Raw genomic sequence first — 13,971 nt, 5'->3', positions numbered from 1 at the left:
GTATATGAACAAATATACCAAGAAAAAATAAATACCATAAAAGCTAAGCAAGATGAAAAGTTAGTCCTTATCAGTGGTGATTTTTCCAAAGAACTCAGTAGCATTAAAAAGCTAACTCGTATTCTGGCTCAGGGGTCGGTTTTAAAAAGTGATAAACAAAACAAGCCCTTACAACTAGAGCAAAGCAGAGATGAAATAAATAACTACTTTTTAAATTTTGCCGCTCTCTCTAATAATATCGCGCAAATTCGCTGGCTAGATACACAAGGCCAGGAGCAATACCGCATTAACGCAGTGAATGGTGTTGGCGAAATTGAAGCGCCCGATGGTTTACAAAATAAGCAAAACCGTTACTATTTTCTAAAAGGGATGCAGGTCAGTGCCCCAAATATATTTGCCACAGAGATAGATTTAAACATTGAACGCAACAAAATTGTAAAGCCTCTTCAGCCAACAATCCGCGTAACCTACCGTACCAATAAAGAAAACTACCTATTAGATGGCTTGCTAGTTGTAAACTTTAACTTAGATTACTTGTTTAGTCAGATTAAGAGTTACAACCAAGAGGGTACTTTGATCAGCATTTTAAACCATGATGGTTTTTGGTTATTAAATAGTGATGCAAACTTAGAGTGGGGGTTTATGTATGGTAACAATGAGCAAACACTCGCTTTAAAAAAACCAGATCTTTGGCAGCAAATTATTGATGGCAAAGTAGAATATGGGTCACATTTTTTCAATAATGGTCTTTATACTTACCGTCGTTTTTCTATTTTTTCATTGCGTGAGAATAAAGGCAGAATTAGTGACACTGATAAAGAGTTAATTATTCTTGTAAGTAGTCCAGATGAATCGCTAATATCTGCACAAAGTGTAGCCTTACAGTTAGCGTTGTTGTGTAGTGGCTTACTGTGTTTAATTAGTTTTGGTTTTATTTATCGTGAGTATAAGTTTCAAAATAAGTTGTTAACCCTCTCGCATAAATTACATATAGAAAAGATAGAACTAGATATAGTGAACCGAGAGCTTGATGCCACTATAAAGCAGCAACAACAGCTACAAGAAGGATTAATAGAAGCACAAAAACTATCTTCATTAGGGTTGCTCGTGGCAGGTGTTGCTCATGAAATGAATACGCCTATTGGAGGAGCCGTTATTTCTGTTTCTAATGCAGATATGGCATTGAGTAAATTAAATGCAGCGATTAAGCAAGGGCTGACTAAATCAACGCTAGAGGAAACAACAACCAGTATTGGTGAGAATCTAGCGCTGGCTAAAATTAACTTAAATAAAACCGCTGTATTAGTGAAAAGTTTTAAAAAAATGGCCATTGATCGCCACAATGATGAATTTATTGCATGTGATATTGAAAAAATTATTGAAGAGCTATTATTGTCATTAAACTCCAGATTAAAAAATTCACCGATAAAAGTGAAAACTATTTTCTTGCTCAATAAACAGGTGATTAGTTTGCCAGGGATTATTTCTCAGGTGGTCGAAAACCTTGTAATTAATGCGTTAAATCACGCTTTTGATGATAAGCAAGAGGGAGTGATAGAAATAAAAGTAGAGCAAGCGACAAATAATAGCGTAAGGCTTAGCGTGTCAGATAATGGTAAAGGAGTTAATAATGACACTAAAGCAGATATATTTGAGCCTTTTTATACAACCGCACGGGGTAAAGGTAATACCGGTTTAGGTTTATATATGGTGCACCAATGGGTAACACAAGTTTTGAAAGGAGACATCAAACTTCATTCAGAACCACAAAGCGATGCTTATTTTAAAACACAATTTATTATTACCTTGCCTGACTTAACAGCAAAGTCTTATTACGATTAATTACTAGGAACGTTATAAAGGCGTTGAAATTAATTGTTGTGACTCGGGGGTAACCACTAAATATGAACCTTGAGTATACCAATCGCCTAACACAGTGCGAGTTAGGGTTTGGTTATTAACTTCATAGGTATGTACATTAGGGCGGTGAGTATGGCCGTGGATCATATTAGCCACGTTATGCTTAGCAAAGGTCTCTAATACAGCGCTTTGCACTACATCAAGTATTTCTATAGGTTTGTCTGCTTGACTAAGTTTACTTTTTTCACGTGCATCACGGGCTATTTTTTTTCGATACCACAATGGCATAGCAAGCATGAGTTTAGGCCACCACCAACCACGACTTTTTTTACGAAAATTTTGATATTCAATATCTTGAGTACACATTTCATCACCATGTAAAATTACGGTGGGTCTGCCGTAAAGGTCGATCACTGTTTGCTCATCGAGTAGAGTCATTCCTGCCATATTGGCGTATTTTTCACGCATGATAAAATCGCGATTACCATGTACAAAGTAAATGGGGATCCCTAAGTTATTAACTGCTTTTAATTGTTTTGCCACTGCTGCTGAGAGTTCGCTAACATAATCGTCACCAACCCATACTTCAAAAAAATCACCTAAAATATATAGGGCGTCTACTTTTTGAGGAACAATATGGGCGTGTAAAAATTTAAAAAATGCCGCTGTAATATCAGGGCGATTTTCACTCAAATGTAAATCGGCAATAAAGTAGGTTTGGCGAGTCATGGTGATTCCAGTTAAATAAAAGCGGGTGAATACCCGCTTTATGTATTCTGTGAAGAATGAGGAGGTTTTAGCTTACAGTTACACTTTCAATTACCACATCTTCAAGTGGTACATCTTGGTGAAAACCATTGCTACCTGTAGCAACACCTTTGATTTTATTTACTACGTCCATGCCTTCTACTACTTCAGCAAACACACAGTAACCCCAACCTTGCGACGTTTCGCTGCTGTGGTTTAAAAAGTCGTTGTTATTCACGTTAATGAAAAATTGCGCTGTAGCTGAGTGTGGATCAGGCGTACGCGCCATTGCTAAAGTACCTACTTTGTTAGATAGGCCGTTGTTAGCTTCATTTTCAATTGGGTCGTTTACTTCTTTTTGTTCCATGCCCGATGCAAAACCACCGCCTTGAACCATAAAACCATCAATTACACGGTGAAAAATTGTGCCGTTATAAAAACCTGAGTTTGCATACTCTAAAAAGTTTTTTACTGTATTTGGAGCTTCGCTTTCGTGCATTTTAATGGTGATATCACCAAAGTTTGTGTGTAGAACAACCATGAGGTTTCCTATAGCTGGTTTAAATATTGGTGCTATTTTATCGTAGTTGACTCAGATTAACAAAGTAGATGTTATGTTTGTTATAAACCGCTAGAGCCCATGCTTAGCAAGTGGTAACATAGCTTTTCTGTTAATCGTGAAGGAAAGCAACTAAATGGTACAAATATACAACACACTGACACGCCAAAAAGAACAATTTAAACCTATGGTCGATGGGAAAATCGACATGTATGTGTGTGGTATCACCATTTATGATTACTGTCACATTGGCCATGCTCGCACATTTGTTGGTTTTGATGTGATTGTTCGCTACCTTCGTCACTTAGGTTACGATTTAAAGTACGTACGTAATATTACCGATGTTGATGATAAAATTATTAAGCGCGCAAATGAAAACGGTGAAGCTATTAACGACTTAACCGTGCGTATGACTAAAGCCATGCATGAAGACTTTGACAGCTTAAATATGCTACGTCCTGATGTAGAGCCAACGGTTACAGGTCACATGGATGAAATTATTGCTATGGTTGAGCGTTTGATTGCCAAAGGCCATGCTTATGTTGCAGCCGATGGCGACGTTTTATTTGATGTATCAACCTTTGAGCAATACGGGGCACTTTCACAGCAAGATTTAACCATGCTGCAATCGGGCTCACGTGTGGAAGTAGCACAAGATAAAGACGATCCTCTTGATTTTGTTTTATGGAAAAAAGCTAAAGCAGGGGAGCCATCGTGGTCATCACCTTGGGGAGAGGGGCGCCCTGGTTGGCACATAGAATGTTCAGCAATGAGTTCAAAGCACCTAGGTGAGCACTTTGATATTCATGGTGGTGGTTCAGACCTACAGTTTCCGCACCACGAAAACGAAATTGCGCAATCATGCTGTGCTAACAACGGCCAATACGTTAATACTTGGATCCACACCGGTATGGTTCAAGTGAACAAAGAAAAGATGTCTAAATCATTAGATAACTTTTTTACCGTTCGTGAAGTATTAAAGCAATACGATGCTGAGTCGGTTCGCTACTTTTTAATTTCTGGCCATTACCGCAGTCAACTTAATTACTCGCAAGAAAACTTAGACCAAGCACGTTCATCACTTGAGCGTATTTACACGGCATTACGTGGTGTTGAGCCAGTTGAATGTGAGCTTGAGGGTAATGAGTATGTAGCTAAGTTTAGAAAAGCTATGAATGATGACTTTAATTCGCCAGAAGCATTACCGGTTGTATTTGAAGTTGCTAAAGAGCTAAACCGAGTAAAAGAAAGTGATAGCGAAAAAGCAGGACATTTAGCCTTTGTTCTACGCAGCTTAGGTGAAATACTTGGTATTGCTCAGCAAGCACCAGAGGCATTTTTACAAGGCGGTCAAAACGACGATGAAGTGGCTGAAATTGAGGCACTGATAGTCAAACGTAATGACGCACGTGCCAGTAAAAATTGGGCTGCAGCAGATGAAGCTCGCGATGCTTTAAATGCACTGGGTGTAATACTTGAAGATTCAGCGGGAAAAACAACGTGGCGTAAAGCATAGGGTTTGTCGACCTTTGCGGATTTAGCCATAACGCGCTGATCACAAAAAAAGGGTTACCATAGGGTAACCCTTTTTTGGTTATATCAATTGCATTAAATTGATTATGTTTTTAATAAAATTGACGCTGTTGACCTCAATTATGGTTGAGGTTTTAAACTCGCATTCATCAATTTAAAAATGGAAAATTAATGAATATTTTACTTGCCATGATCCCTGCTTTTTTATGGGGAACAACTTATGCGGTAACTAAATACGCAACCCCAGAGTGGCCACCAATTTTATTAGGAGCCATACGTGCACTGCCTGCCGGTTTATTATTGTTGTTATTTAAACCTTCTTGGCCAACAGCAAAGCAATGGCCTGGTATCTTTTTAATCGGCACGATTAATATTGCGCTATTTTTTAGTTTTATTTTTGTAATGGCAATTAACCTACCTGCAGCTATTGCTGGTGTGGGTATGGTGTCAGTACCGGTAGTGGCATTATTGTATGCCTGGCTTGTTAAACGCCAACAGCCAGCGCTAGTACAAGGTTTTTGTGCCCTTGCTTTAGTGATTTTAGCATGGCGCTTATTTGATCCACAGCATGTAGCACTTAATGTATTGGGAGTAGTGGCACTGATAGGGGCGCTATTAACTATTGTTATAGGCAGTACGCTGGTAAAAAAGTAACCGCTAAAGTTCACTGGTGGACGGTACTCACGTGGCAGTTAATCATTGGCGGTAGCTTGTTAGCAATTGCCGCTATGGTTCAAGCTTTTTATTTTGCTCCACAGCAGTATCAATTTTTAACTACATCAATAACTAGCACCCAATGGCTGGCGTTATTTTGGCTGGTGGTACCTAACACTGCTTTGGCTTACATCCTATATGTTTGGTTATTAGGACGAATGTCAGTAGTTGAATTTACTTTTGGCACTATAGCCAACCCAATTGCCGGTATTTTATGTGCAGGAATATTAATTAACGAGCAGTATGCAAATTGGCAGTACGCGATTATGTTATTAATGATTGTGTTTTCGGTTTTGCCACAAGGCTTGGACTTAATAAAACGAAGAATGATGATACAAAAAGCCCGCAATTAAGCGGGCTCTTCATTGCTTTATTTTTGTTTATTAGCTGTGATATTTCTCACACGCTTCTAATGTATTTTCAATTAAGCTGGCAACTGTCATCGGGCCTACACCGCCAGGTACAGGAGTAATAAAGTCAGCTTTTTGTTCTGCAACGGCGTACTCAACGTCACCCACTAATTTACCGTTGTCCAAGCGGTTAATACCCACATCAATAACAATCGCGCCTTCTTTGATCCAATCACCCGGAATAAATTCTGGTTTGCCTACGGCAACAACCAGTAAATCAGCACGGCGAACATGGGTTTCTAAATCTTGGGTAAACTTATGACAAACAGTGGTAGTACAGCCAGCTAACAAAAGTTCAAGTGACATAGGACGACCTACAATATTAGAGGCGCCCACAACCACAGCATGCATGCCTTTGTAACGTACGCCAGTTGAATCTAATAAGGTGATAATACCTTTAGGTGTACATGGGCGAAGAGCTGGCATACGCTGCGCCAAACGACCAATGTTATAAGGGTGAAAGCCATCAACATCTTTATGCGGGGTAATACGCTCAAGAATTTTTTCTGCGTCTAAGCCTGCAGGTAAAGGAAGTTGCACTAAAATACCGTCAACCTCGCCATCAACATTCAATTCATCAATTAATGCTAATAGTGCTTGCTCTGTAGTGTCTGCGGGTAAATCAAAAGATTTAGAAATAAAACCAACTTCTTCACAGGCTTTACGTTTTGAACCAACGTAAACTTGGCTTGCTGGGTCTTGTCCAACCAGTACCACAGCTAATCCTGGGGCTCTAAGGTTTTGTGCAACACGTTCTGAAACTCGTTCAGCCACTGCGCTACGTACTTGTTTTGCTACTGCTTTACCATCAATGATGTTTGCCGTCATGGGTGACCTTTAATTAGGTTAATTAACTTGATACCGATACATTTAAAAAACGAATGCATATATAGGGGTTAAAATGCCGATAAAGAAAAACACCTTTACCTTACTCATTTTTTAATATGGCGACTATTTTCGCAGAAAAGCGGTTGAGCGCCAAGTTGCTTTTAAATTATAAGCCCCCGAATTATAAAAAAGAGTTTAAAATTTATCCCTGTATCGTAATATTTGACCATTATGAACTAAAAATGAGCAATTGATTTGTTTTCTTAAAAAAACGTTTGACCTAACCCGGTCAAATCACTATTATGCACCCCGTTGTCAACGAGGTCACTCGCAGACAATAGTAAGTATCGGCGATTAGCGCAGTTTGGTAGCGCACTTGGTTTGGGTCCAAGGGGTCGCAGGTTCAAATCCTGCATCGCCGACCATTTTTATGTTTACTCATAACAATTTAACTTACTAGTGAACTATGAAGTTTTCGATGCGCCCATAGCTCAGCTGGATAGAGCAACGCCCTTCTAAGGCGTCGGTCGAAGGTTCGAATCCTTCTGGGTGCGCCATTTTGAAAACACTGTAATGCCGTGGTGATTGTAGCTCAGTTGGTAGAGCCCCGGATTGTGATTCCGGTTGTCGTGGGTTCGAGCCCCATCAGTCACCCCAATTTACAAAAAAAAGAATATCGGCGATTAGCGCAGTTTGGTAGCGCACTTGGTTTGGGTCCAAGGGGTCGCAGGTTCAAATCCTGCATCGCCGACCACTTTCTTATAAGTGGTCTTAAATCCTAAGTTTAAGTATTCGAGAAAATATCTATATCGGCGATTAGCGCAGTTTGGTAGCGCACTTGGTTTGGGTCCAAGGGGTCGCAGGTTCAAATCCTGCATCGCCGACCATTTTCCCCCTAAAGTAAAACACACCTGATTTCTTTTTTAATTCACAAAATTCTCTTTTTCTACCCTTATTCATTCTATGTAATTTAATTAGCCTGTTTTTTATTCGCTTAGTCGTTATCTGCCTTGATCTACCCCAAATAATTGCCCCCCACACTCGACTATCATAAATATTAGGTTATAATGCCGCGTCTATTTGTTTAAAAATATAGTGCCCTTAGGGCAGAGCAGCAATGGTATCTCCTGGTAGCGACGGATTTTTTTAAGCTCTAAGGCTTGAATTTTATCAAGACGCCTATAGATTACTTTGTTTGTAATGAAGGCGAAAAGTCGCCAAAATTGAATATTGAGGTAAATCATGCAAGTTTCTGTTGAGACGACTCAAGGCCTTGAGCGCCGTCTGACCATCACCGTTCCTGCAGAGAACGTTGAGACCGAAGTAAAAAAACGCTTACAACAACTGTCAAAAACGCAGCGTATCGACGGTTTCCGTGCTGGTAAAGTTCCAGTATCAGTAATCAACAAGCGTTTCGGACCAGCTGTTCGTCAAGAAGTTGCTGGCGAAGTAATGCAACGTAATTACATTGAAGCAATTGTTGCTGAAAAAATTAACCCTGCTGGCGCACCTACATTTGCTCCAAAAGCACTTGAAGCAGGTAAAGATTTAGAGTTCTCAGCAACATTTGAAGTTTACCCTGAAGTTGAAGTTCAAGGTTTAGAGAAAATTGCTGTTGAAAAACCAGCAGTAGAAGTAACTGACGAAGATTTAGCAAACATGCTAGAAACACTTCGTAAGCAACACGCTTCTTGGGCTGACGTTGATGCAGCTGCTGGCTCAAACGACCGTGTAACGGTTGATTTTGTTGGTACTATCGACGGTGAAGAATTCGAAGGCGGCAAAGCTGAAGATTTCCCATTAGAACTTGGTCAAGGTCGTATGATCCCAGGTTTTGAAGACAACATCGTAGGTAAAAAAGCAGGCGAAGAAGTGGTTGCTGACGTAAACTTCCCTGAAGATTACCACGCTGAAAACTTAAAAGGTAAAGCGGCTCAATTCACTATCACAGTGAAAAAAGTTGAAGCGCAAGAATTACCTGAATTAAGCGATGAGTTTGCAACTAAATTCGGTGTTACCGAAGGCGGCGTAGAAGCGCTTAAAGAAGAAGTTAAAAAGAACATGACGCGTGAGCTAGACCAAGCGGTTAAAGCTAACGTGAAAGACCAAGCAATCAAAGGTCTTTTAGAGCAAAACGAAGTTGAAGTGCCGAAAGCATTAATCGACCAAGAAGTTGACGCATTACGTGAGCAAGCTGCTCAACGTTTTGGTGGCAACGGTCAAAATATGCCTGAGCTTCCAGCTGAATTGTTCCATGAGCAAGCAGTAACACGTGTTAAAACTGGCCTATTATTAGGTGAAGTGATTAAAGCGAACGACATCAAAGTTGATGACGCTAAAGTTGAAGCACTTATCGCTACTGTAGCATCTGCATACGAAGATCCAACTGAAGTAGTAGAATACTACAAAGCAAATGATCAACTAATGCAACAAATGCGTAATGTAGCAATGGAAGAGCAAGCTGTTGAAGCTATTTTAGCTAAAGCAACTGTTACTGATGTTGAAAAAGCATTTGATGACATCATGAATCCACAGCAAGGTGCATAATAAGTCATTGACTTAAGCGCTCGCTAACGATTAAATGGCTCGTGTTACTCTGTTTATGCAGTGTGCCCGGGCCATTTTAGTTTGTGGTTCTTAATTAGCTAAAAATGATCATTATGCTTTTCTTAGAATAAGTATAAGCGCATAAGGAATTAAATAAGTATGAACACTGGTATGACAGATCCCCTAAACGCATTAGTCCCTATGGTTGTTGAGCAAACAGCTAAAGGCGAGCGCTCATTTGATATTTATTCGAGACTATTAAAAGAGCGTATTATCTTTTTAACGGGCCAAGTTGAAGACAACATGGCAAATCTGATTTTAGCGCAAATGCTTTTCTTAGAATCAGAGAACCCAGATAAAGATATTTTCTTATATATCAATTCACCGGGTGGCTCGGTCACTGCGGGAATGGCTATTTACGATACAATGAATTTCATTAAACCTGATGTAAGTACTATCTGTGTAGGCCAAGCGGCTAGCATGGGTGCGTTTTTATTATCTGGTGGTGCTAAGGGTAAACGTTTTTGTTTACCAAATTCACGCGTGATGATTCACCAACCATTAGGTGGATTCCAAGGTCAAGCGTCTGATTTTGAAATACACGCAAAAGAAATTCTGTCTATTAAAGACAAATTAAATCGCTTAATGGCTGAGCATACTGGCCAACCACTTGATGTTGTTTCACGCGACACAGACCGTGATAACTTTATGAGTGCAAGCCAAGCTGTAGATTACGGTATTGTTGACTCAGTATTTACTAATCGCGGTAGCAAGTAAGTATGCCTGCAAGCAAGCAGTAATGCTTGCTAATGAGAGTTACTATGCGAAAAAGCCTAAATTTTGGTATAGTTAAAGCGTATTAAAATAGCCACCAAGATTTTGGTGGCCAACGTAATAAAATGAGGTAGCTGAATGTCTGACACTCCTACAGACGGCGACAAAAGTAATAAATTGTTATACTGCTCTTTTTGTGGCAAAAGCCAGCATGAAGTTCGAAAATTAATTGCAGGACCTTCAGTATACGTTTGTGATGAATGTGTAGAGCTGTGTAATGATATTATCAGGGAAGAAATTAAAGACATCGCGCCTAAGCATGATGCCGCTGACAAATTACCTGTGCCAAAAGAAATTCGTAACCACTTAGACGACTACGTAATTGGTCAAGACCATGCGAAGAAAGTGTTGTCTGTAGCGGTTTACAATCACTACAAGCGTTTACGCAACCAATCAACTAAACAAGACGTTGAATTAGGTAAAAGTAATATTTTATTAATTGGCCCAACGGGGAGTGGTAAAACACTGCTAGCTGAAACGTTAGCACGTTTACTAGATGTGCCGTTTACTATGGCCGATGCCACCACGTTAACCGAAGCCGGTTATGTGGGTGAAGATGTTGAAAACATTATTCAAAAGCTTTTACAAAAATGTGACTACGACGTAGAAAAAGCACAACGTGGTATTGTTTACATTGATGAAATAGACAAAATTTCACGTAAATCAGATAATCCATCAATCACCCGTGATGTGTCAGGTGAAGGTGTACAACAAGCCTTACTTAAGCTGATTGAAGGTACCGTTGCTTCTGTTCCGCCACAAGGTGGACGTAAACATCCACAGCAAGAGTTCCTGCAAGTAGACACTTCTAAGATCCTGTTTATTTGTGGTGGTGCATTTGCTGGTCTTGATAAAGTTATTGAGCAGCGTAGCCATAAAAATACCGGTATTGGTTTTGGTGTTAACGTTAAAGAGTCGGCAGCGAGCCGTTCTTTAAGCGAAACATTTAAAGATGTTGAGCCAGAAGATTTAGTAAAATATGGTTTAATCCCAGAGTTTATTGGCCGTTTACCTGTTGTTGCTACATTGACTGAACTTGATGAAGCTGCACTGGTACAAATTTTAAGTGAGCCTAAAAACGCCATTACTAAGCAGTTTTCAGTATTGTTTGGTATGGAAGACGTTGAGCTTGAGTTTCGTGATGATGCACTACGTGCTATTGCTCACAAAGCAATGGAACGTAAGACCGGTGCGCGTGGCCTACGTTCAATCGTAGAAGGTGTATTACTTGATACTATGTATGAGCTGCCTTCAATTGATAACGTTAGCAAAGTGGTTGTTGATGAAACCGTTATTAAAGGTGAGTCTGATCCAATCTTGATTTATGACAGCAGTAATCAAGAACAAGCCGCAGCAGATTAAATTCTGAGCAAGTTGTAAAAAAAGGGAGCCAATGGCTCCTTTTTTATAATTAATTTAATCGAGTTGGCAAAAATTGTTGAACTTTAATTAGGTTATCCCCATATACTTGAGTAATCTTTAAATAAATGAAGTGCAAAGAGAAAATACAATGACGCTTGAGAGAAACGATCGAGTCGAAATCCCTGTGCTAGCACTGCGCGATGTTGTGGTGTATCCACACATGGTGATCCCGCTTTTTGTAGGCCGTGAAAAATCAATAAAATGCCTAGAAGCGGCAATGGATAAAGACAAACAAATTTTCTTAGTTGCACAAAAAGATGCAACTGTAGATGAGCCTGAGAAAGACGATATTTATCGTGTTGGGACAATTGCGACTGTACTTCAATTATTAAAGCTACCCGATGGTACAGTAAAAGTATTAGTTGAAGGCACGCAGCGTGCGAATATCGAAGAGTTTGTTGATAACGAAGATTTCTTTGTTGCCAATGCACAGTTTATTGAGTCTGATTCAGTAAACGAACAAGAACAAGATATTTTTATTCGCAGTGCATTGAGCCAGTTTGAAGGCTACGTAAAATTAAATAAAAAAATCCCACCTGAAGTGATGACTTCGGTCTCTGGTATTGATGAGCCAGCGCGTCTTGCTGATACCATGGCTGCGCACATGCCATTAAAAGTGCCTGAAAAACAAAAAGTACTTGAAATATCAAGCGTTACAGAGCGCTTGGAGTACTTAATGGCGCTGATGGAAGGTGAAATAGACTTATTGCAAGTTGAGAAAAAAATTCGTACCCGCGTTAAAAAGCAGATGGAAAAATCGCAGCGTGAGTATTACCTCAATGAGCAAATGAAAGCGATTCAAAAAGAGCTTGGCGAAATTGACGATGTGCCAGATGAATTCGAAGCGCTAAAAAAACGCATCGAAGAGTCAGGTATGCCTAACGAAGCGAAAGAAAAAGCCACGGCAGAGTTTAACAAACTTAAAATGATGTCGCCAATGTCTGCGGAAGCCAGTGTTGTTCGCTCATACATAGATACGCTAATTAACGTACCGTGGAAAAAACGCTCTAAAGTGAAAAAAGACTTAGCAGGCGCGCAAAAAATACTAGATAGCGATCACTACGGACTTGATAAAGTTAAAGAGCGTATTATTGAATACCTCGCGGTACAGCAGCGTACCAATAAACTTAAAGGGCCAATTTTGTGTTTAGTTGGGCCACCAGGGGTGGGTAAAACCTCACTTGGGCAATCTATTGCGCGTTCAACTGGTCGTAAGTACATTCGTATGGCACTGGGTGGCGTGCGTGATGAAGCCGAAATACGTGGTCACCGTCGTACTTATATTGGCTCTATGCCTGGTAAGTTGATTCAAAACATGACTAAAGTGGGCGTTAAAAACCCGTTATTCTTGTTAGATGAAATTGATAAAATGTCAGCGGATATGCGTGGCGACCCTGCATCAGCATTATTAGAAGTACTCGATCCTGAGCAAAACAGCCATTTTGCTGATCATTACTTAGAAGTCGATTACGACTTATCTGATGTCATGTTTGTGGCTACCTCTAATAGCTTTAATATTCCTGGGCCTTTATTAGATCGTATGGAAGTTATTCGTTTAGCCGGTTATACCGAAGACGAAAAATTAAATATAGCTAAAGAACATTTAATTCCAAAGCAAGTTAAGCGTAATGGCTTAAAAGAGAAAGAAGTTGAAATTGCCGACAGTGCTATTATCGGTATTATCCGTTATTACACCCGTGAAGCGGGCGTACGTAATTTAGAGCGTGAAGTATCTAAATTATGCCGTAAAGCGGTTAAAAATATCTTAATGGAAAAAGACACCAAAACGGTCACTATCGATGCAGATAACCTTGAAGAGTACTTAGGTGTGCAACGCTTTGATTACGGTAAAGCAGAAGATGGCGACCGTATTGGTCAAGTAACTGGCTTAGCATGGACAGAAGTAGGCGGTGACTTACTAACTATTGAATGTGCCGCAGTACCAGGTAAAGGCAAATTGACTTACACCGGCTCGTTAGGCGATGTAATGCAAGAGTCGATTCAAGCGGCAATGACTGTTGTGCGTAATCGTGCTGATGAGCTACGTATTAATAGCGACTTTTATGAAAAACGTGATATTCACGTGCATGTACCTGAGGGCGCAACTCCTAAAGATGGTCCAAGTGCGGGTATTGCAATGGTTACGTGTTTGGTTTCAAGTTTAACGGGTAATCCTGTGCGCTCTGATGTGGCCATGACAGGTGAGATAACCTTACGTGGTGAAGTACTGCCTATTGGTGGCTTAAAAGAGAAATTATTAGCGGCTCATCGTGGTGGGATTAAAACGGTGGTGATCCCTAAAATCAACGAACGTGACTTAAAAGAGATACCTGATAACGTATTGGCGGGTCTTGAGATTCACCCAGTTACGTGGATTGACGAAGTATTGAAGCTTGCTTTAGTACATCCAGTTGATAGTTTTTCAGTCGAAACACCGAAAAAGCAGTAAAAAAGCCAAAAAAAGTGCTTTTAGGGGCTTTTCAAATCTAAACGGTATGATAAGTTAAGCACTGGTTT

Annotated in this window: 9 protein-coding genes, 5 tRNA genes and 1 pseudogene; 12 read left to right on the top strand and 3 right to left on the bottom strand. The window is 40.0% G+C overall.

The genetic code is table 11. The features are described 5' to 3' along the window. Positions 1 to 1,842, top strand: a 1,842-nt coding sequence (locus P20439_RS13155) for a sensor histidine kinase (protein ID WP_036934055.1), incomplete at its 5' end; no start/stop codon positions are given. A 12-nt stretch (positions 1,843 to 1,854) separates the two neighbouring features. On the opposite strand, the gene P20439_RS13150 is transcribed toward P20439_RS13155, so the two are convergent. Both P20439_RS13150 and P20439_RS13145 read right to left on the bottom strand, forming a co-directional pair. Then, entirely contained in the window at positions 1,855 to 2,589 is a 735-nt protein-coding gene (locus P20439_RS13150; protein ID WP_008467551.1) for a UDP-2,3-diacylglucosamine diphosphatase, read from the bottom strand. 67 nt (positions 2,590 to 2,656) lie between these two features. Beyond that, positions 2,657 to 3,148, bottom strand: a complete 492-nt coding sequence (locus P20439_RS13145; protein ID WP_008111051.1) for a peptidylprolyl isomerase — start codon at positions 3,146 to 3,148, stop codon at positions 2,657 to 2,659. A 154-nt stretch (positions 3,149 to 3,302) separates the two neighbouring features. On the opposite strand from P20439_RS13145, the gene cysS reads away from it, so the two are divergent. Continuing rightward, positions 3,303 to 4,682, top strand: coding sequence for a cysteine--tRNA ligase (gene cysS, locus P20439_RS13140; RefSeq protein ID WP_008111049.1), 1,380 nt, complete (start codon positions 3,303 to 3,305; stop codon positions 4,680 to 4,682). 188 nt (positions 4,683 to 4,870) lie between these two features. Further along, positions 4,871 to 5,766, top strand: a pseudogene (locus tag P20439_RS13135) (EamA family transporter). Positions 5,767 to 5,796: 30 nt separating this feature from the next. On the opposite strand, the gene folD reads toward P20439_RS13135, so the two are convergent. Further along, complete coding sequence (gene folD, locus P20439_RS13130; protein ID WP_008111045.1) at positions 5,797 to 6,651, bottom strand: bifunctional methylenetetrahydrofolate dehydrogenase/methenyltetrahydrofolate cyclohydrolase FolD; 855 nt, start codon at positions 6,649 to 6,651, stop codon at positions 5,797 to 5,799. A 348-nt stretch (positions 6,652 to 6,999) separates the two neighbouring features. Here folD and P20439_RS13125 point away from each other — a divergent pair. The 9 genes from P20439_RS13125 (at position 7,000) to lon (ending at position 13,903) form a co-directional block, all read left to right on the top strand. Then, positions 7,000 to 7,076 (top strand) — tRNA-Pro (locus tag P20439_RS13125). 55 nt (positions 7,077 to 7,131) lie between these two features. Continuing rightward, positions 7,132 to 7,208: transfer RNA gene (locus P20439_RS13120), tRNA-Arg, on the top strand. 24 nt (positions 7,209 to 7,232) lie between these two features. Next, positions 7,233 to 7,308, top strand: a tRNA-His gene (locus tag P20439_RS13115). Between the two features lie 20 nt (positions 7,309 to 7,328). Next, a tRNA-Pro gene (locus P20439_RS13110) sits at positions 7,329 to 7,405 on the top strand. A 56-nt stretch (positions 7,406 to 7,461) separates the two neighbouring features. Continuing rightward, positions 7,462 to 7,538 (top strand) — tRNA-Pro (locus P20439_RS13105). A gap of 355 nt (positions 7,539 to 7,893) precedes the next feature. Beyond that, the gene (tig, locus tag P20439_RS13100) at positions 7,894 to 9,198 is read left to right on the top strand and encodes a trigger factor (protein ID WP_008111043.1); all 1,305 of its coding nucleotides are present in this window, start codon (positions 7,894 to 7,896) and stop codon (positions 9,196 to 9,198) included. Positions 9,199 to 9,357: 159 nt separating this feature from the next. Continuing rightward, a complete protein-coding gene (gene clpP, locus P20439_RS13095) occupies positions 9,358 to 9,975 on the top strand; it encodes an ATP-dependent Clp endopeptidase proteolytic subunit ClpP (RefSeq protein ID WP_008111041.1) in 618 nt (205 codons plus the stop codon). Between the two features lie 135 nt (positions 9,976 to 10,110). After that, the gene (gene clpX, locus P20439_RS13090) at positions 10,111 to 11,394 is read left to right on the top strand and encodes an ATP-dependent protease ATP-binding subunit ClpX (RefSeq protein WP_008111039.1); all 1,284 of its coding nucleotides are present in this window, start codon (positions 10,111 to 10,113) and stop codon (positions 11,392 to 11,394) included. Positions 11,395 to 11,542: 148 nt separating this feature from the next. Then, positions 11,543 to 13,903: an endopeptidase La gene (gene lon, locus P20439_RS13085; protein ID WP_008467545.1), complete on the top strand. Its 2,361-nt coding sequence runs from the start codon at positions 11,543 to 11,545 to the stop codon at positions 13,901 to 13,903. The last annotated feature ends 68 nt before the right edge of the window (positions 13,904 to 13,971 follow it).

The organism is Pseudoalteromonas sp. BSi20439, assembly GCF_000241165.1.
Classification (GTDB): Bacteria; Pseudomonadota; Gammaproteobacteria; order Enterobacterales; family Alteromonadaceae; genus Pseudoalteromonas.
Note: the sequence above shows the minus strand (reverse complement) of the source record. Positions and strands in the feature narration are given on the sequence as shown.